Annotated in this window: 10 protein-coding genes; 6 read left to right on the top strand and 4 right to left on the bottom strand. The window is 46.8% G+C overall.

Features of this window, described 5'->3' with window-relative positions:
• Nucleotides 1–73: 73 nt before the first annotated feature.
• Entirely contained in the window at nt 74–247 is a 174-nt protein-coding gene (locus AACT19_RS09070; RefSeq protein ID WP_004736075.1) for a hypothetical protein, read from the top strand.
• Between the two features lie 32 nt (nt 248–279).
• On the opposite strand, the gene AACT19_RS09065 is transcribed toward AACT19_RS09070, so the two are convergent.
• The 3 genes from AACT19_RS09065 to AACT19_RS09055 form a co-directional block, all read right to left on the bottom strand.
• Nucleotides 280–1641 (bottom strand): TRAP transporter large permease, encoded by a 1362-nt coding sequence (locus AACT19_RS09065; RefSeq protein WP_004736074.1) that lies wholly within the window; start codon nt 1639–1641, stop codon nt 280–282.
• Between the two features lie 2 nt (nt 1642–1643).
• Nucleotides 1644–2399, bottom strand: a complete 756-nt coding sequence (locus AACT19_RS09060) for a TRAP transporter small permease (RefSeq protein WP_017076776.1) — start codon at nt 2397–2399, stop codon at nt 1644–1646.
• A gap of 65 nt (nt 2400–2464) precedes the next feature.
• Complete coding sequence (locus tag AACT19_RS09055; protein ID WP_004736072.1) at nt 2465–3460, bottom strand: TRAP transporter substrate-binding protein; 996 nt, start codon at nt 3458–3460, stop codon at nt 2465–2467.
• Between the two features lie 356 nt (nt 3461–3816).
• Between AACT19_RS09055 and AACT19_RS09050 the strand changes: the two genes are divergently transcribed.
• On the top strand, nt 3817–4224 hold the full coding sequence (locus AACT19_RS09050) for a thioesterase family protein (protein WP_029222362.1): 408 nt from the start codon (nt 3817–3819) through the stop codon (nt 4222–4224).
• A 20-nt stretch (nt 4225–4244) separates the two neighbouring features.
• Here AACT19_RS09050 and AACT19_RS09045 read toward each other — a convergent pair whose 3' ends face one another.
• Nucleotides 4245–5078: a 4'-phosphopantetheinyl transferase family protein gene (locus tag AACT19_RS09045; protein ID WP_076646031.1), complete on the bottom strand. Its 834-nt coding sequence runs from the start codon at nt 5076–5078 to the stop codon at nt 4245–4247.
• Nucleotides 5079–5605: 527 nt separating this feature from the next.
• Between AACT19_RS09045 and AACT19_RS25520 the strand changes: the two genes are divergently transcribed.
• From AACT19_RS25520 to AACT19_RS09030, 4 genes are read left to right on the top strand one after another with little or no spacing between them, the layout of a single operon-like run.
• On the top strand, nt 5606–5797 hold the full coding sequence (locus tag AACT19_RS25520) for a hypothetical protein (RefSeq protein ID WP_017076779.1): 192 nt from the start codon (nt 5606–5608) through the stop codon (nt 5795–5797).
• Nucleotides 5797–13665 carry a type I polyketide synthase gene (locus tag AACT19_RS09040; RefSeq protein WP_076646030.1) on the top strand — a complete coding sequence of 2623 codons (7869 nt, stop codon included), beginning with the start codon at nt 5797–5799 and terminating at the stop codon, nt 13663–13665. The genes AACT19_RS25520 and AACT19_RS09040 overlap by 1 nt, the downstream gene beginning before the upstream one ends.
• Nucleotides 13665–15719, top strand: coding sequence for a PfaB family protein (locus tag AACT19_RS09035; protein ID WP_076646029.1), 2055 nt, complete (start codon nt 13665–13667; stop codon nt 15717–15719). The genes AACT19_RS09040 and AACT19_RS09035 overlap by 1 nt, the downstream gene beginning before the upstream one ends.
• A complete protein-coding gene (locus AACT19_RS09030; RefSeq protein ID WP_076646028.1) occupies nt 15716–21664 on the top strand; it encodes a hotdog fold thioesterase in 5949 nt (1982 codons plus the stop codon). The genes AACT19_RS09035 and AACT19_RS09030 overlap by 4 nt, the downstream gene beginning before the upstream one ends.
• Nucleotides 21665–21681 lie beyond the last annotated feature (17 nt).

Below are 21681 nucleotides of genomic sequence, written 5' to 3'. Positions count from 1 at the left end.
ATTTGGGAGCAAGATCACCTATACTTATTTTGATAACAGGATGTTATGCAATCAAAGTAATAAGGAAATAACTATGGGTGAGAAAACAAGAGTTCCCTCGATCACCGATACTTTCGAGATAGATGGTATTTTTTATACTGACAATCATGTCGATCTATACACGCCAGAATTAGAGGCAAAAAGAGCGCTGTATGAGCAGATTGATTCAGGTTCTAGATATGGCAAGATTATCGATGAGGAGGTTTAACCCTCCTCATCACTTCGTTGTTACTTCACTATCTACTTAGTGATGATCTCTGGCCCCATCAAGGTGGTCGGTAACCATGTTGATACCCAAGGTACGTAAGTTACGATAATCAAGAACAAGAACATCACGCCAACCCACGGCAACGCTGCTTTTACCACGTTCATCATCGACATCTTGGCGACCCCGGCGGTCACAAACAAATTGAGCCCAACAGGCGGTGTTATCATCCCTATCTCCATGTTCACCACCATCATGATGCCTAGGTGAATTGGGTCAATGCCCAGTGCAATTGCAATTGGGAATACCAATGGCGCAACGATGATCAGCAAGCCTGATGGCTCCATGAACTGCCCACCAATCAAGAGTAGAACGTTCACCACAATCAAGAAGGTGATCGGACCTAAGCCTGCAGAAAGCATAGACTCAGTGATCATCTGAGGAATGCGTTCCTCTGTCAGTACATGCTTAAGAATCAGAGCATTAGCTATGATAAATAGCAGCATGATCGTCAACTTACCTGCATCATAGAGCGTGTCTTTGGTATCTTTGTGGAAGAAGGTTTGGAACACTTTAACCAAAGCAGGCTTTGTATTCTTCTTGTCAGCGAAAGGCCCCATATCTTTATAGATAAAGTTGGCAATAAAGAACGCGTATACCGCTGCAACAGCTGCCGCTTCCGTCGGTGTAAAGATACCGCCGTAGATACCACCCAAAATGATGACAATCAGTAGCAGACCCCAACTTGCGTCTTTTGCTGCTGCGAACATCTCACCCCAGCCCACAAACGGCTGTGCAGGAATCTTCTTAATACGTGCTGCAATGTAGATAGCAATCATCAACATCACACCCGCCAACAGACCAGGAATCACGCCACCGAGGAACATACGACCTACAGATACATCCGTCGCCGCAGCGTAAACAACCATAACGATGGATGGTGGAATCAAGATACCCAAAGTACCCGCATTACAGATAACCCCTGCCGCGAATTCTTTTGTGTAGCCGTTTTTGATCATACCAGCGATAACAATACTACCGATTGCTACTACCGTTGCTGGAGACGATCCAGATAACGCTGCGAACATCATACATGCCACAACCGACGCCATCGCTAAACCGCCGCGGAACCAGCCGACCATTGCGATAGCAAAACGGATAATACGTTTCGCCACACCACCGGTTGACATGAAGCTGGAGGCCAAGATAAAGAAAGGGATCGCTAAGAGTGTGTAGTGGCCTGCAAATGCATTAAACAGCGTTTGTGCAACCGAAGCTAGTGACGCATCAGAGTGCATCAACAAGAATATGACGCTTGATAAACCAAGGGAAATCGCAATTGGTACACCGACCAACATGAAAGCAATTACCATTAAAAATAGAAATAACATTGCCATGATTAGTCTTCCTTACCGTTAGATTTTGTACCCGACTCGTTCGCCTTGTTTTGCTTAGTCGAATCCAATACCGCTGTCGCGTCTTCATCAGAACCCGCTAACACATCAGCTTTCAATGCATCCAGCTCTTCTTCGGCTTCATGGCCTGCAATCATGCGGTCAAGCTTGCCCGTCGCCACTTGATAAGCGATTTGGATGAATCGGAACGTCAGCATTGCCATACCAATCGGCAGCGCCATATAAGGAATAAAACGTGGCAGTTTCTCGTATCGCTCGCCTTCATTCAACCAGTCAGCAAGAAACTGAAGCATCTCGGGCATTGGAATATCATCGGTCTCGTACCAAGCGCGCTCAGTCGCGAACGGGTACCAGTAATTCCAAGAACCGATAAGAAGTAAGATTGAGAATGCTAGGCAGCTTGTGACGGCGATTAACGCATACACTTTACGTAGCTTTTCTGGGGCAAGGTTGATGATCACATCAACGCCAATGTGGAAGTGTTTTTTAACGCCATAAGATGCGCCCACTAACACCATCCAAGCGAACATGAACACAGTCAGTTCTAGTGCCCACAAGATATTGCCATTGAATGCGTATCTGAATACAACATTGGCAAAAGTAAGTAGCGTCATTGCGCCAAGGAAAAATGCGATTAATGACTCTTCAATCACATCTGTAACTCTTCCGACTTTGGAAAAAAAAGAGGTTTCCAGTGCTGATTCGCTAGAATTTGGTTGTTCCATTTGAGGATTATCCATAATTGACTCCGCTTATAGTTATTTTAATAAGGAGTGGCGAAATGCGCGCCACTCCCTTAGCGGTGTTATTGGTTTGAAGCTAACGCTGCATCGATAAGGTCTGAACCGATGTCTTTTTCAAACTTCTTCCATACTGGTTGAAGTGCAGCTACCCATGCTTCACGCTGTTCAGGCGTAAGTGTACGAACCTCACCACCGGCTTCGATGATGTTATTTTTGTTCGCTAGGTTAACTTTTGAAGATTCTGCATTACGTGTTTCAGAGACTTCTTGAACGATAGTGCCAAGCTGTGTACGTACATCTTCAGGTAGGTCTTTCCAGAAGTCGTTTGACGTTACCACTAGGTAATCCAAGATACCGTGATTGGTTTCAGTTACGCCGTCTTGTACTTCAAAGAACTTCTTACCGTAGATGTTTGACCATGTGTTCTCTTGACCATCGATAACCTTAGTTTGCAGGCCACCATAAACTTCTTTGAAAGACATCTTCTGTGGGTTAGCGCCTAGTTGTTCAAACTGAGCCACCAATACGTCTGATGCTTGAACACGGAATTTCAAACCTTCCGCGTCTTCAGGGTTGATAAGAGGCTTATTCGCCGACATCTGTTTCATGCCATTGTGCCAAAACGCTAGACCTTGAAGGCCACGACGCTTCATCGCATTCTTCAGTTTTTCGCCAGATTCTGAGTTTTGGAAACGGTCAACGGCTTCTACGTCTTCAAATAGGAAAGGAAGGTCAAAAATGCGGTATTTCTTAGTGAACTTCTCAAATTTAGACAACGATGGCGCCGCCATTTGAACATCACCATTTAACAGGGCTTCCAGTACCTTATTATCATCGTAAAGTGTTGAGTTAGGGAAAACTTGCATACAAGCTTTGCCATTCATTTCCGTGTTTACTCGCTCTTCCAGTAAAGAAGCGGCAATGCCTTTCGGGTGCTTATCGGTATTGGTTACATGACTGAATTTAATCACGATTTCACCTGGATCACAGTTTGCAGCAGCATTAAAACTTGTGAGCGCCAGAGCAGAGACAGACAGCAGGGTAAGAGGCTTAAACATTATTATTCTCCTTAGTAAACAAAACAGCCCTTCAATGGGAACTGCGTGCTTTCACTAAGGCAATTAGCGCGCCACATTGACACAAATCATTAACAACCCTTTAACTATAAGGCTTCATGATATCTGCCTGCTGCAATCACCAACTCGCTGCAAAAATCAATGGGTGGGAAATGACACATAGAATATTTGTAAATGGGTGGGAGTTGACCAAAGCATCACTAATGGATACGGCCGAATGAGGTCTGACCAAGAGCCACATTGCCGATGATACCTTGAAGTAATTTCGACCTATCCTGTAGAGTGCTGCACAACTTAGTCAGATTTACAGCCCCACTACTTACCAAGAGTTGATACCAATGAGTCAGATCTACCATCACCCAGTACAAATTTACTATGAAGATACCGATCACTCAGGTGTGGTTTATCACCCTAACTTTCTAAAGTACTTTGAGCGTGCGCGCGAACATGTCTTGGGTAGCGATAAATTGGCGGAATTGTGGAACGAGCACGGACTAGGTTTTGCGGTCTATAAAGCCAACATGACTTTTCAAGATGGTGTTGAATTCGCTGAGATCTGCGACATCCGAACCTCTTTTGAACTCGATGGCAAATACAAAACGCTATGGCGACAAGAAGTGTGGCGTAAAAATGCAACCAAACCCGCGGTGATTGGTGATATCGAAATGGTCTGTTTAGATAAAGACAAACAACTGCAGCCCGTACCTGCCGAAGTATTAAAAGCGATGCTTGGCGAAACGAGCTAACTTCGTCTCACCAAACCAGCTTAAAAGAGATGAGACGACGAAAAGGTTCTCATCTCTAATTGCATTGGCAGACTCGCCCCACCAAGCGTAACAGCAAAGCGATACTGGTCATCTAATCGACCCAAGCAACATTGCCAATCTGTAGAAATATCGTCTTGTTGATAAGAATCCAAATCCAACCCAATCCCGCTATCTAGCCTGATTTCGCGATACAATCTAATTTCATCCTGCAAGTTTGGTTGAAAATCCGAAGCGTGAATTGGCAATGTTTGCTCCGTCAGATTGGAGAATTCGAACGAAAAGCTTCGCAACGATGTGGCTAGCCCCTTACCCGTCGCTTTGATGTAAGACTCTTTCAACGCCCACAGATCGAAAAAACGCTCTCTCTGTTCTTCTTTGCTGAGCTCAAGTAAATCCGCCAATTCTTTATCTGAAAAGTAGTGCTTCATGATCGAGCCGATATTGGTCGAACTCCTTGCGTGTTCAATATCAACACCCAATTGAACTTGCTTCCCTTCTCTCTGGCAAACTGCAATCAACAAATGTTCTTTGCTATGACTAATATTGAAATTTAACCCCGTCTTGAGTTGCTGTTTGGCGACTAAACTTGGCTTTCCTTTCTCGCCATATTCAAAGCGCCACGCTTCAGGCATCAAATCAGAATAGCGAGACAGCACTTTTCTTAGGTAATTTCGAACATACAGAGCCTGAATTTGAGATGAGGGCATTCGATAGCGCTCAACTTTGGCTATCTCATCGGCTGCCAGTCTCTTTTTGAGCTGCGATACATTGTCTGGCTGGTCATTTAAATGACTCAGAGAACATAGCCACAAATCAACAACGGAAGTTTTCATTTAACTCGAACTCACTTCTAGAAATCACTCTTCAAAACACGATTGGAACAACCAAATCGAACAAATTTAACTCATCTATGATTTAAGTGAAACCTAGAGAATACGGGAGGGAAACACCCTTCACATACGGACTTAAAACCAATTTTTCAAATAATAACAAATTAAAACACAGATCACACTTAGCCTTGCACAAGAGGCATCCATTAAATGTTACTTACAAAAACATGACATAGATCTCACCAAATCAAAATATAGAGTAAAAACACTAAATAACAACTCATAACCATTAATTATCAACAAGTTAATGAAATTGAAAATGCAAAAATTAAAACCATACCAAATTCATCTGGTCTGAACAGATCATAGTGGCCTCTCGGAGCATTGTATCAATAAGTCACCTCGGGTAGCCTGCTCAACCATTAAACAAATTCACACGTTTTCTTTGCGGTTACCGACTTTTCATTTAGTCAGACTTTGAACAGGATTTTAATGGACATCGCCTCAACATTTGAATGCCACCGTCGCGCATGAAACACCTCCCCTACTCTCGTAAGTCAACGCACTTCGAAAGCCTAATTTCTATCTGGTTGCCGCCACTCAGCAACCTGAATTTTCAGCTGCGCTTCCCTAAATCTGTTTCAGATTTTCTTTCTTTAATTTTAAAAGCGCAGCCTCAAAACACGACATCACTTTCTGTGATTTCTAGTGGAGACTCATAATGAGCCAACCCGAGACAAATACACCGGAATCAGTCGACGATACTCGACTGAATAAACGCCTTAAAGATATGCCTGTCGCTATCGTTGGTATGGCGAGCATGTTTGCAAACTCTCGCTACCTGAATAAATTTTGGGACCTTATCAGCGAAAAAATCGATGCGATTACTGAAGTACCAGATACGCACTGGCGTCCAGAAGATTACTACGACTCAGATCGTACTACGCCAGACAAGTCTTACTGTAAGCGCGGTGGTTTCATCCCAGAAGTGGACTTCAACCCTATGGAGTTCGGTCTTCCGCCAAATATCCTAGAACTGACTGATACGTCGCAGCTGCTTTCTCTGATCGTTGCAAAAGAAGTACTTGAAGATGCCAAGCTGCCTGAAGGCTACGATCGCGATAAGATCGGTATCACGCTCGGTGTTGGTGGTGGTCAGAAGATCGCTCAAAGCCTAAATGCTCGCCTGCAATACCCTGTTTTGAAAAAAGTCTTCAAGAGCAGTGGCATCAACGACGAAGACAGCGAAATGCTGATCAAAAAGTTCCAAGACCAATACATCCACTGGGAAGAGAACTCATTCCCTGGTTCATTAGGTAACGTAATTTCAGGTCGTATTGCTAACCGCTTTGACCTTGGTGGCATCAACTGTGTGGTAGATGCTGCGTGTGCAGGTTCTCTAGCCGCAATGCGCATGGCACTGAGCGAGCTGGTTGAAGGCCGCAGCGAAATGATGATCACAGGTGGTGTGTGTACTGATAACTCGCCAACCATGTACATGAGTTTCTCTAAAACACCTGCATTTACCACCAATGAAACCATTCAACCTTTCGACATCGACTCAAAAGGCATGATGATTGGTGAAGGCATCGGTATGGTTGCTCTGAAGCGCTTAGAAGATGCAGAACGCGATGGCGACAGAATCTACTCAGTGATTAAAGGTGTCGGTTCTTCTTCGGATGGTAAATTCAAGAGTATTTACGCACCTCGCCCTGAAGGACAAGCAAAAGCACTGAAACGTGCTTACGACGATGCTGGTTTCGCACCGCACACGCTTGGCCTATTAGAAGCGCACGGTACAGGTACAGCAGCGGGTGATGTTGCTGAATTTGGAGGCTTAAACTCGGTATTCAGTGAGAACAATGAAGAGAAGCAACACATTGCGTTAGGCTCTGTGAAATCTCAAATTGGTCACACCAAATCAACCGCGGGTACTGCAGGTTTAATCAAAGCTGCATTAGCACTGCACCACAAAGTACTGCCGCCAACGATCAACGTATCGGCTCCGAATCCTAAACTGGATATCGAGAACTCTCCGTTCTACCTAAACACACAAACGCGTCCTTGGATGAAACGTGTCGACGGCACACCACGCCGTGCAGGTATCAGCTCATTCGGTTTTGGTGGCACTAACTTCCACGTTGTATTGGAAGAGTACACACCAGAGCACGCTCGCGGTGACAAATACCGTCAGCGCCAAGTGCCGCAAACGCTGTTATTCAGCGCAGAATCTCGTCAAGCACTGATCAATGAGCTCAAGCAGGTTTCAACTCAAGCTGCAGACGCTGCGTTCAAACTGGAAGCGCTTGCTGAACAACACGCTCTACGCGAAGTTGATGCTAAGCATGCTCGTATTGGTTTAGTTGTCACTGACCAAGCAGACCTTCAAGCGCAACTGACTCAAGCGGTTTCTATGCTTGAGAGCCAAACCAAAACACATTGGCAGATGCCAAACGGTACTAGCTACCGTGAATCAGCACTGATTGCTGAAAACGGTGCTGGTAAAGTGGCTGCATTATTTGCAGGTCAAGGTTCGCAATACCTAAACATGGGTCGCGAGCTTGCTTGTCATTACCCTGAGATGCGTCAACAGCTTGCTCAAGCGGATCAGGTATTTGGTCAACACAAGAAAACGGCTCTGTCGCAAATTCTGTTCCCAATTCCAACCTTCACACCAGAAGCAACCAAAGCTCAAGAAGCGGTGCTAACCAACACGGCCAATGCGCAAAGTGCGATTGGTACTGTGTCTATGGGTCAGTTCGACATCATGACTCAAGCTGGCTTCAAAGCCGACATGGTCGCAGGCCACAGCTTTGGTGAGCTAAGCGCACTATGTGCATCGGGTGTTATCTCGCAAGACGATTACTACCAGCTAGCTTTCGCTCGTGGCGATGCGATGGCGGCGACACCAGAACAAGGCGACAGCGGTACTATGTTTGCGGTCATCCTAGACGCAGACAAGCTTCCAGCCGTTGAAAGCTGCATCAGCCAATTCGAAGGTGTGAGCATTGCCAACTACAACGCTCCGACTCAATTGGTTATTGCAGGTCCAACAGCAACCGTTCAACAAGCAGCACAGGCGCTAACAGAACAAGGCTTCAAAGCGATTGCTCTGCCAGTATCTGGTGCTTTCCACACACCACTTGTTGCTCACGCTCAAAAGCCATTTGCTGCGGCAATTGATAAAGCTTCATTCAGCGCTCCAACGCTGCCGCTTTACTCAAACGCAACAGGCAAGCTGCACAGCAAAGACGCGAAAGCGATTAAGAAAGCATTCAAACAGCACATGCTGCAATCGGTTCGTTTCAGCGAACAAATTGAAGCGATGTACGAAGCAGGCGCGCGCGTATTCGTTGAGTTCGGTCCGAAAAACATTCTTCAAAAGCTGGTTGAAAAAACATTGGCTGATAAGAACGAAGAGCTTTACGCAATCAGCATCAACCCAAGCCCTAAAGGCGACAGTGACCAACAGCTTCGTTTAGCTGCGGTTCAACTGTGTGTGGCAGGTGTTTCATTAGACAACATTGACCCTTACCAAGCTGACATTGCTGAACCTGCAAAGGCATCACCAATGAACATCAAGCTGAATGCAACCAACTACATCAGCCCAGCTACTCGTAAGAAAATGGATCAATCATTAGCTTCGGGCAACGTCACCGAAAAGACTGAGATTGTTGAAGTGAAAGTTGAAGTCGAGAAAATCGTGGAAAAAGAAGTGATTAAAACAGAAATCGTTGAAGTACCTGTGGCTGCTCCTCAAGCTTCAAATGTACAACAGTCAACTGCTCCAGCACCAAGTGCACAAGTAGTAACAGCAGCTCAGCAGCCACAAGTGGCGCAACCTGCACCAGCGACTATCCAGCCAGCAGCTCAAGTAACGGTTGATGAGTCTTCACTGCAATCGTTCTTCAATGCTCAACAACAAGCAGCAGAAGTACATCAGCAATTCTTGGCGATTCCTCAGCAATACGGTGACACATTCAATACCCTAATGTCTGAGCAAGCGAAAATGGCAACAGCAGGCGTAGCAATTCCTGAGAACCTGCAACGTTCTATGGAAATGTTCCACCAGCACCAAGCTGAAACGCTAAAAGCTCACGCTCATTACCTAGAGATGCAAGCACACAGCAACAACTCAGCACTTAATATGCTGACGCAAGGTTCAGTACAAACGGCACAACCAACCTTCGTTGCTTCTGTAAATGCTCAGCCAGCGATTCAAGCTCCAGCTACTCAAACTACTCCAGCAGCTACCGTCCAACAGCCTGTAGCTCAAGTACAGTCGACTCCTGTACAAGCTGCGCCAGTTCAAGCTCAGTCTGTTCAAGTTACACCAGTACAGAAAGCAGCTCCTGCACCACAAGTAGCGGCTCAAGCGGCAGCGTCTGTTGCAGCTCAACCTGTGCCAGTTAAAGCGCAACCAGCTCCTGTGGCTGCACCAGTAGCAGTACAAACAGCCGACGCTGAAAAAGTGATGCTAGAAGTCGTTGCCGAGAAAACGGGTTACCCAACGGAGATGCTTGATCTAGAAATGGACATGGAAGCAGACCTTGGTATCGACTCAATCAAGCGCGTAGAGATCCTTGGTACCGTTCAAGACGAAATGCCAAACCTACCTGAGCTGAACCCTGAAGATTTAGCTGAGTGTCGTACTCTTGGTGAAATCGTCGAGTACATGAACAGTAAAAGCATGAACAGCAAGATGCCAGCATCAGCGCCTGTGGCAGCACAGCCAAGCGCAACTGCTGCTGTTCAAGCAGCTAACGGTCTTGATGCGAAAGTCGTTCAACAAACCATGCTAGAAGTGGTTGCTGAGAAGACAGGTTACCCAACTGAAATGCTTGATCTAGAAATGGATATGGAAGCAGACCTTGGTATCGACTCAATCAAGCGTGTTGAGATTCTTGGTACGGTTCAAGATGAACTGCCTACTCTTCCGGAGCTAAACCCTGAAGACTTAGCTGAGTGTCGCACTCTTGGCGAAATCGTTGACTACATGAACAGCAAGCTTCCGGCTTTGGCACCTGTAGTCGCTCAAACTGCAGCAACTTCAGTTCAAGCAGCTAGCGGTTTAGATGCGGCTGTCGTTCAGAAAACCATGTTAGAAGTAGTCGCAGAGAAGACGGGCTACCCGACTGAAATGCTAGATCTAGCAATGGATATGGAAGCTGACCTTGGTATCGACTCAATCAAGCGTGTTGAAATTCTAGGTACGGTTCAAGACGAGCTACCGACTCTTCCAGAGCTAAACCCTGAAGACCTCGCTGAGTGTCGTACTCTAGGCGAGATAGTCGACTACATGAACAGCAAACTTCCAGCTTCTGCTCCAGTAGCGGCTCAAGTATCTGCACCTACGCAAGCAGTATCAAATGGTTTAAACGCGGAGCAAGTTCAAAGCACAATGCTGAGCGTAGTGGCTGATAAAACAGGCTACCCAACAGAAATGCTAGACCTAGCAATGGACATGGAAGCAGACCTTGGTATCGACTCAATCAAACGTGTTGAGATCCTTGGTACGGTTCAAGACCAGCTACCAACATTGCCAGAGCTGAACCCTGAAGATCTAGCTGAGTGTCGTACTCTGGGTGAAATCGTTGACTACATGAATAGTAAGCTAGGCGCTACTGCTACTACGAGTACAGAAGTCGCTGCAGCAACTGTAGAAAGCACGAGCAATGACCTAAACCCTGCTCATGTTCAATCAACAATGATGGAAGTGGTTGCCGACAAAACAGGTTACCCAGCAGAAATGCTCGACCTAGCGATGGACATGGAAGCAGACCTTGGTATCGACTCAATCAAACGTGTTGAAATTCTAGGTACAGTTCAAGACCAGCTACCAACGCTGCCAGAGCTAAACCCTGAAGACTTAGCTGAGTGTCGTACTCTTGGTGAAATCGTTACTTACATGCAAAGCAAGCTATCCGCTGCTGCACCCGTAGCGCCTCCAAAAGCGGAATCAGTAACGCCTATCGCAGAAACAGCGACAGCGGAACTTCCTCCACACAATGAGGTAGCGCTAAAAAAGCTACCAGCGGCAGATAAACTCGTCGATTGTTTCTCAAAAGACGCTTGTGTCGTGATCACAGATGATGGTCACAACGCCGGTGTTCTAGCAGAAAAGTTGACCGCTAACGGCATTCAAGTTGCTGTAGTGCGTAGTGCTCTTTCTGCCGCGTCACCTTTAAACAGTGAAATCGCAAGCTACACCCTCAACAGCGTCGATGATGCTGGCGTCACTGCGGTTATTAACGACATCGAAGCAGACCTTAAAACGTCGAGCAAAGTGATTGCTGGCTTCATTCACCTACAAGCTATCGTTGATGCGAAACAAAGCAACGAGCAAGCGGTTAACTTGAATGCAGACTCAAGAGCTTCGCTAACCACAGCGTTCTTGTTCGCGAAGCACCTAAATGGCCAACTGAATGCTGTTTCTGGTCGCAGCGTGTTCTTCACGCTAAGCCGTATCGATGGTGGCTTTGGTTACCTAGATACTAAGCAACTAGCAAATGCAGAACTTAACCAAGCCGCGTTGTCTGGTCTCACTAAGACACTGAGCCATGAATGGTCAAACGTATTCTGCCGTGCATTAGATGCTGACGCTTCGATTGATGCTCGTCACCTAGCTGAAGCTATCACAGGCGAACTGTTCGATATCGATACCAACACGGTTGAAATCGGCCTTAGCCATGCGGAAAACGGGGAATCTGGTCGTGCAACATTGATTGCGACAACACCAGGTGATGCGCAAACCAAAAACGCAGGTGCTCAGCTCACCAAGAGCGACAAAGTTCTGGTGACGGGTGGCGCTAAAGGCGTGACGTTTGAATGTGCACTGACACTTGCTAAGCAATGTAAGTCTCACTTCATTCTTGCAGGTCGTAGTAAGCATATTACTTCAGCTGAGCTACCTCAGTGGGCACAAGGCAAGCAAGAGAAAGAGCTAAAACCAGCGGCTATCGCTCACCTACAAGCAACAGGTGACAAACCAACGCCGAAGAAAGTTGATACCTTGCTAAAACCGGTATTGAGCAGCCTTGAAATCAACGCAGCACTTGCCGCTTTCAACGAGATTGGCGCGAGCGCTGAATACCTAAGCTTAGATGTGTCGAACCATGAGTCAGTAGCGAAAACACTGGCGAATTTCGAAGGCATCACGGGTCTCATCCACGGTGCAGGCGTACTGGCTGACAAGCACATTCAAGATAAAACGCTTGATGAACTGAACATGGTTTACGGTACGAAAGTGGGCGGACTAGAAGCAGTTCTTAGTGGTCTTGATAGCAGTAAGCTAAAACTGATTGCGATGTTCTCTTCGGCGGCGGGTTTCTACGGAAACACAGGCCAAAGTGACTACTCGATGTCTAACGAAATCCTAAACAAAGCGGCTCTGCAGTTGTCTGCGCGTAACCCTCAAGCAAAAGTGATGAGCTTCAACTGGGGACCGTGGGACGGTGGCATGGTCAACGCAGCATTGAAACGTATGTTCACAGAGCGCGGCGTGTACGTAATTCCTCTTCAGGCAGGTGCAGAGCTGTTTAGTTCTCAACTACTGAACGAAACTGGCATTCAACTGCTGGTTGGTACGAGCATGCAAGGTTCTGACAACAAGGAAGCTGCTGTAAAAAAGCTTAATGCGGAGTCTGTGCATCTTGCAAAGAGTCCGCTGAATACAAGCATCACTGTGACACGTCATCTTGATCCGAAGGCATTACCTTTCATTCAAGATCACTGCATTGCCGGTAACCCAGTGTTACCGACAGTGTGTGCTATCCAATGGATGCGTGAAATAGCAGAGCAACTGTTAGGGGTGAACGTTAGCATTCACAACTATAAACTGCTTAAGGGTGTGATTTTTGATACTGATGAAGTGCAAGAGCTAACGCTTGTCTTGTCTGCAGACACTAAGAAGCCGTCCTCTGATGCTAAATCAAAAGGTCAGCTAAAAGCAGTGATCAGTTGCCAAGGGCGACCACAGTATCAAGCTCAGTTGCAAGTTCCCTCTGTGCAAGTGTCTGAAGATGTTCAACAAGCGTCAGTAAAACGCTTTGAGGCCAACACTTCAGCACCTGTAACAACGGCACAAGCTCTATACAGTGACGGTACTCTGTTTCATGGACCAAGATTGCAAGGTATTACCTCAGTCGAACGCTTTGACGACTTAGGTTTATTGGCTCAATGCCAGTTGCCTCAGATTGAAAACAGCGACTGCGGAGCATTTATTCCTAAGCAAGGCTTTGGCGATAGCCAGCCATTTGCTGAAGATTATCTGTTGCAAGCCATGTTGGTATGGGCTCGATTGAAATACGGTGCGGCAAGCCTACCGTCTGCAATCGGTGAGTTTATTTGTTACGCACCGATGCACGATGGTGACCAAGGTTGGCTAGATCTGAGCGTGATAAAAAGCACGGCTCGTTCGCTTCAAGCTGATATCTCGCTTTACCACCAAGATGGTCGTTTAAGCGCAGTAATGAAAGGTGCAAAAGTCACCATCAGCAAGAGCTTAAACGACGCATTTTTGCCGAAGTCTAGCTCAGCAGTATCGAAGAAAGAGGCGACTAAGAACCCAGAAAAGGAGCAATTATCATAGTGACTGTTCCTTCTAATAAAGCGATGCCATTGCGCATCGCTCTTTTAGCTCAGCCAGCAAACGCGGCTGAGCTTTCTGCCGACTTATTCCCCTCGTTCCCAGGCATGAAAACTGTTGTGGTTGATGGCAATTTTAATCAAGCACTTAGCCGTGCGATTGAGACTGTAAATCAAGGCACTGCTGTTAAACTCTGTTTGGATTCTCACTCACCATCATTGTTGATGTTAAGTGCGCTGAATGCTGCTCAGAATAAGATTCACCCACACGCGAATTTATCAGGTTTTGCCGAAGCTCTCGATCTAGATAATAGAGATAGCGTTCAGCTTGCTCTGGATATGTCACGCCGCCCCGCTTCAGATTTAAGCCATCAACAACAATACTCAACCCTATCTGCTTCGCAGCAGTTTAATGAGTTGTTGAATATGATTGAGGCAATATCGAGCCGTTCATTACCGAGCTATTCATTACCGAGCCACTATTGGTTCACTGAGCCGAACAAAGCACGTGTTGCTGCGTTAACCTTCAGCGAAGAAAACCAGAAATCCACCAGCCTGATATTGACTCAAGCGACCGGTTTGCAACAACCAAAACCATTGCTATCGAGCGAGCGTTTGATGTTTGTGGTTTCTGGCTGCGAACAAGCCGAATTGGTTTCTCAGTTAACCTCGTTAAGAGAAGAGCTAAAATGCGTTAGTGATTCATCGGACAGCGAGCTTGCTATCGCCGCCCTAATGCATTCGAACCTAAGTCACTTCGAAAGCGTTCAACACAATGCTGGCCGAGGTGCAAACATCGTGATTCAAGCCGCTTCAATTGAGGCTGCACTACAAGAGATCACCGCGCTAGAAAATGCGTTGCCAAAAGTAATGGCTGACAATAGCCACTACAAAACGCCAGCGGGCAGTTGTTTCTCACCGATGCCTCAAAGCAAAGGTGGCGTTGCATTTGTTTACCCTGGTGTTGGCACGGTTTATCCCGGCATGTTGCGCGAATTTCACCACCATTTCCCACAGTTATTTGCTCGTTTAGAACGTGAAGGTAACTTGAAAGAGATGCTGCAGGCTGAAAAAACCTACGCTGAAGACTCGCAAGAAATGTCACTCAGTGAATTGGCAATTGCAGGTGTAGGCAGTAGTTATCTGTTATCACAACTGCTGTGTGATGAATTCAAAGTGCAGCCAGATTTCGCTTTGGGTTACTCCAAGGGTGAAGCCTCCATGTGGGCCAGCTTAAATGTTTGGAAAAATCCGCATGCGCTGATTGAGATGACTCAAACCAGTCCTATCTTCACCACGGCTATTTCTGGCGAACTCACCGCAGTACGTCAAGATTGGCAGCTGAACGGCGACGAAAGCATCCAATGGAATAGCTTTGTGGTTCGCAGTGATGCGCAAGCGATTGAGGCTCTGTTACCAGAGTTTCCACGTGCTTACCTTGCCATTATCCAAGGTGACACTTGCGTACTGGCAGGCTGTGAAAGCACCTGTCGTGCTCTGCTCAAGAAACTGGGTAAACGTGGCATTGCCGCGAATCGTGTTACCGCAATGCACACCACACCGGCATTGAGCCAACATAGCCAAGTGCGTGAGTTTTACACACAACCACTGTTCGACGAATTGCCAAAGCATATCCGCTTTATCAGCGCAGCAGGTCTACCGACTGGCGAACCAATCAATATAGACAGCGACAGCATCGCCCTTTCGATTGCCGACACTTTCTGTTCGACGCTGGATTTCACCGCGTTGATCCAGAGTGCGCGTCAACAAGGTGCTCGCCTGTTTGTTGAAGTGGGTGCCGATCGTCAAACCAGCACATTGATCGACAAGATCAATCGTAGCGACAACGTAGCAGACCAGTACTGCTCAATCGCTTCCAATGCCAAAGGCGGGGACGATATTGTCACGCTCATCAAATGTATTGGTCAGCTCATTACTCATCAAATTCCACTGTCTGTCGAGCCACTTATTCAAGGGTTAGAACAACAGATCACCACGAAGCAATTAAGTGGTGTGTCTCAAGGCAGCGCAGTGAATCATCAAGGAGAGCTAGTATGAGTTCTCAATCGAATCAGGCTCAGAACAAACAGCAAGTGAAGTGCAATAAGATCGCGATTGTCGGTATTGCTAACCAATACCCTGAAGCTGATACGCCAAAAGATTTTTGGCAAAACTTGCTAAACAAAAAAGATTCTCGAACCACATTAAGCGCTGAAAAGTTAGGTGCTAAACCTGAAAGCTATCAGGGTGTGCAAGGTGAGTCAGACCGCTTTTACTGTGATAAAGGCGGCTACATCGAAAATTTCAATTTCGACAGCAATGGCTACCGTTTAACAGCCGAGTCATTCAAAGGCGTCGACCAAAGTTTCCTTTGGGCTTTGGATACCAGTCGCAAGGCTTTAGACGACGCAGGCGTTGATTTAAATGCCGATGTTTTAGATCGCACAGGCGTGATCATGGGCGCCCTTTCGTTCCCAACAACACGTTCGAACGACCTATTTCTACCGATGTATCACTCGGTCGTCGAAAAGGCACTACAAGCTAAATTAGCTAATGACCAGTTTTCACTGCTACCAACTAATGAAACCGCGCAAGACCTTAATCCTATCAATGGTGCTGCAGCACATAACGCCTCTAAGTTAGTGGCAGATGCATTGGGTTTAGGCAACGTGCAACTTAGCCTAGATGCGGCATGTGCAAGCTCAGTGTATTCATTGAAGTTAGCGTGTGATTACTTGAACACAGGCAAAGCCGACATGATGTTGGCAGGGGCGGTATCCGGTGCTGACCCGTTCTTCATCAACATGGGTTTCTCCATCTTCCACGCTTACCCTGATCACGGTGTGTCGGTTCCGTTTGATAGCAACAGTAAAGGTCTGTTTGCTGGCGAAGGTGCAGGTGTTTTAGTGCTAAAACGTTTGGCTGATGCAGAGCGTGATGGCGACAATATCTACGCAGTCGTCAGCGGTATTGGCTTGTCGAACGATGGCCGTGGCCAGTTCGTATTAAGCCCAAATAGCAAAGGGCAGGTACAAGCCTTTGAACGCGCTTACGAAGCATCAAACCTAACACCAGACAGCATTGAAGTGATTGAGTGTCACGCAACCGGCACGCCATTAGGTGACAAGGTTGAGTTAACCTCAATGGAGCGTTTCTTTGCTAACAAATTGAATGGCTCTAACCCACCATTGATTGGCTCTGCGAAGTCAAACCTCGGTCACTTACTGACTGCGGCGGGTATGCCAGGGATCATGAAGATGATCTTTGCGATGAAAGAAGGTGTACTTCCGCCAAGTATTAATTTGGACAAGCCACTATCGTCGCCTGAAGGTTTATTTGGCCCACAGACTCTGCCAACGCAGGTTCAACCTTGGCCAAGTAAAGCGGGTAACTCAGAGCGCTGCGCGGGTGTTTCTGTATTTGGTTTCGGTGGTTGTAACGCTCACTTACTGCTTGAAGCGTATTCAGACACCAGTCATGTAAACCAGATTCCAGAATCAGTATCTCCAAGCCTACAACCGTCTAATTTAAGCATTACTGGTCTAGCGTCTCACTTCGGTTCTCTGCAAAGTATCAACGCGCTAAGCACTGCGATTGAGACCAACAACGATGCTTTCATTGCTTTGCCTAAGAAACGCTGGAAAGGCTTAGACCAACATCCAGAACTACTGAATCAATTTGGTTTACACGACATTCCAAACGGAGCGTACATCGATCAATTCGATCTCGATTTCCTGCGCTTTAAAGTGCCGCCTAATGAAGATGACCGTTTGATCTCTCAGCAGTTGTTACTGATGAAAGTTGCAGACGAAGCGATCAAAGATGCCAAGCTTGTGGCTGGCCAAAAGGTTGCAGTTTTAGTTGCGATGGAAACTGAGCTTGAGATGCACCAATTCCGTGGACGCGTAAACCTGCATAGCCAACTGGCGGACAGCTTTGCCAACATGGGTATTGAGCTAACACAAGACGAATACCAATCGCTAGAAACCATTGCGATGGACAGTGTGATGGACGCAGCCAAGCTGAACCAATACACCAGTTTCATCGGCAACATCATGGCTTCGCGTATCTCTTCATTGTGGGACTTTAACGGCCCTGCCTTTACGATTTCAGCCGCTGAACAGTCAGTTGCTCGTTGTATCGATGTTGCACAAAACTTGATGTCGCAAGAATCCATGGACGCAGTCGTGATTGCAGCCGTTGACCTTAGTGGTAGTGCAGAGCATGTGATTCTGAAGAACAGTGTGAGCCCAGTGTCGCTTGATCCAAAATTCGGACAACCACAAGACGGCAGTTGGAATGTGGGTGAAGGCGCAGGTGCAATTGTTCTTGTTGAAGAAAACCAAGTAGCGAGCAACCAAGATGCGGCTTACGGCAGCATCAACGCATTAGCGTTTGGTTCCAGCGAGCGTAACAACGCAGTTATTGATGAGTTACTGACTCAAGTCGGTATGAGCTCGAACGATGTTTCTCTGCTTGAGCTTAACCATGCACCAGAATCTTCGTCTCATCAGTTTTCGTCTCTAAGTTTAGGGAACACAAAGACTACTCAAGCAAGTCAACGTGTGGGTCATTGCTCTGCTGCTTCTGGTATGGCAAGCCTGCTACACGGTCTGCTCAACCTGAACCTTGCACCTCTGAATCCGAATGTCAGTTCTAAGAGCGCGATTGTTGCCAACATCAGCGAAGGACAATGTTCACAGCTGCTACTAAGCCAATCGAGTGTTGAATCTCAATCACTTTCCGTTCGTTTAAGCAATGAACTGGCGAGCGATGCTAAACGTCAATTAGTTAAGCAAGTGACTCTTGGTGGTCGTGATATCTATCAACATATTGCCCAAACCCCAGTGACCAACTTGGCAACGATTCAACAGAAAGCTTCTGGTAAACAAGCAACAAGAGTGGCGTCGATTCCAACGACAGCAAGCATTCAAGCAGCTCTTGTGCAAAAAGAGTTAGAGAAGAAAGCATTAGCGCAGAACGCGGTAGAGCCAGTAATCGAAACTCCTACATCAGTATCCCCTACTCTGGCGCCAACTCGCCACAGTCAGCTAACAGGTAACCACAGCAATATGACTCATGTCCTATCCGCTAAAAATGGCGTATCGAATATCGACGCTAATACGGATGCAGCATCACAGCCGTCTGTAACACCATACAACCAAGCTTTTGCTCAAAATCAGCAAGCAGCTCAGCAAGTACACAAAGCATTCCTGCACACTCGTGCCCAAGGCATGCAGATGGCTGATGCACTATTGAAAGCACAGCTAAACGCAGTGACATCTGGTTTAGATAGCAATGCCCTTATTCAACAAACGAATGGTCAACAAACGCCAGCTCAGCCTGTTCAAGCTCAATCAGCTCAGGTTCAGTCAACACCAGTTAACGCACTTGCGACACCAGCTCCAGTAAAGCCTATCCGTAAACCATGTATCTGGGATTACGATGATCTGGTTGAATACGCTGAAGGTGATATTGCGAATGTATTTGGTCCAGATTACGCGATCATCGATAGCTACTCGCGCCGCGTTCGCTTACCAACCACTGACTACCTATTGGTATCTCGTGTAACCAAGCTCAACGCGACAGTGAACGAGTACAAGCCAAGCACAATGACCACCGAATACGACATCCCAGTTGATGCGCCGTATCTTGTTGATGGTCAGATCCCATGGGCTGTTGCAGTTGAATCTGGTCAGTGTGACCTAATGCTGATCAGCTACTTAGGTATCGATTTTGAAAACAAAGGTGAGCGTGTTTATCGCCTGCTTGATTGTACGCTGACCTTCCTTGGCGACTTGCCTCGTGGTGGCGATACACTGCGTTACGATATCTCAATCAACAACTTTGCTCGCAATGGCGACACATTACTGTTCTTCTTCTCGTACGAGTGTTTCGTTGGCGACAAGATGATCCTGAAAATGGATAACGGCTGTGCGGGCTTCTTCACTGATGAAGAGCTCGCAGATGGCAAAGGTGTGATTCACACTGAAGACGAAATCAAGGCTCGTAAACTTGCAACTAAGCAACGCTTCGACCCTATGCTGCACTGCCCTAAAACGCAGTTTAACCACCAAGAACTGCGCCACCTGCTGACTGCAAACATTGCAGAGTGTTTTGGCCCAACTCACCAATCAAATAGCCACCAGCCTTCTTTGTGCTTCAGCTCAGAGAAGTTCATGATGATCGAAAAGGTTAGCCGTGTTGAACCGCAAGGCGGCACATGGGGACTTGGTCTGATTGAAGGTCACAAACAGCTAGAGCCTGAGCATTGGTACTTCCCTTGTCACTTCAAAGATGACTCAGTAATGGCTGGTTCTTTGATGGCAGAAGGTTGTGGTCAACTGCTTCAATTCTTCATGATGCACCTTGGCATGCATACGCTTGTTCAAAATGGTCGTTTCCAACCGCTTGAGAATGCGCCTCAACAAGTACGCTGTCGTGGTCAAGTTCTACCGCAATCGGCAGAACTGACTTACCGCATGGAAGTGACCGAGATTGGTCTAAGCCCTCGCCCATACGCGAAAGCTAACATCGATATTTTGCTGAATGGCAAAGTGATTGTTGATTTCCAAAACTTGGGTGTGATGATCAAAGAAGACGACGAATGTACTCGTTACCTACCTTCTTTAGAAACAGCTGTCGCGACCCCTGTTATCGAAAGCTTGGACCATAAAAGCTTGGGTCATACACCAGCAGTTAATCAACAAGCTTCAGCTAATGCACCACTCATGGCGCAAATTGAAGATCTAGAAACTGCGCCAAATAAAGGTGTGGTTCCTCTTCAACACGTTGAAGCTCCGGTAACGCCTGATTACCCGAACCGCACACCCGATACAGTTCCGTTCACGCCTTATCACATGTTCGAATTCGCGACTGGCGATATCGAGAAATGTTTTGGTCCTGATTTCTCAATCTACCGTGGGATGATTCCACCACGTACTCCGTGTGGCGACCTACAGCTAACCACTCGTGTCGTTGAGATCGACGGTAAGCGTGGTGACTTCAAGAAACCTTCATCGTGTATCGCAGAGTACGAAGTGCCAGAAAATGCATGGTACTTTGATGAAAATAGCCACCAGACTCTAATGCCTTACTCGGTATTGATGGAGATTTCACTGCAGCCAAACGGCTTTATCTCTGGCTACATGGGCACAACACTGGGCTTCCCAGGTGAAGAACTGTTTTTCCGCAACCTAGATGGCAGCGGCAAAATGTTGCGTAACGTCGACTTACGCGGCAAAACGATCACCAACGATTCTCGTCTGCTTTCAACCGTTATGATGGGCACCAACATCGTACAGAGCTTCAGCTTTGAACTGAGCACTGACGGCGTGCCTTTCTATCAAGGTACAGCGGTATTTGGTTACTTCAAAGGCGCAGCACTGAAAGACCAACTTGGTTTGGACAACGGTAAAGTGACTCACCCTTGGCACGTTGATAACAACCGCACACCGGATGTAAACATCAACCTGCTAGACAAAACGACGCGTTACTTCAATGCACCTATTTCTGCTTCGGGTGAAGTGCAAGAGCACTACCAACTGGCCGGCGGGCGCTTGAACTTTATCGATACGGTGCAGATCACCAGCGATGGTGGTAAAGACGGTCTGGGTTACCTATACGCTGAGCGTACGATTGACCCAAGCGATTGGTTCTTCCAGTTCCACTTCCATCAAGATCCGGTAATGCCAGGTTCTCTAGGTGTCGAAGCGATCATCGAACTGATGCAAACCTATGCGCTAAACAAAGATCTTGGTGCTGGCTTCCGCAATCCGAAGTTTGGTCAAATCCAATCTGAAGTGAAATGGAAATACCGTGGTCAGATTAACCCTCTGAACAAACAGATGTCACTGGATGTACACATCACCGTAATCAAAGACGAAGACGGCAAACGCATCATCGTTGGCGACGCAAACCTGAGCAAAGATGGTCTGCGTATTTACGAAGTGAAAGACATCGCAATTTGTATCGAAGAAGCCCCTGCTATCGATAAAGCATAAGCCGCCATTAGTGACAG

The sequence above is a fragment of the Vibrio sp. 10N.222.47.A9 genome, assembly GCF_963872585.1.
GTDB classification, from domain to species: domain Bacteria; phylum Pseudomonadota; class Gammaproteobacteria; order Enterobacterales; family Vibrionaceae; genus Vibrio; species Vibrio splendidus.
Note: the sequence above shows the minus strand (reverse complement) of the source record. Positions and strands in the feature narration are given on the sequence as shown.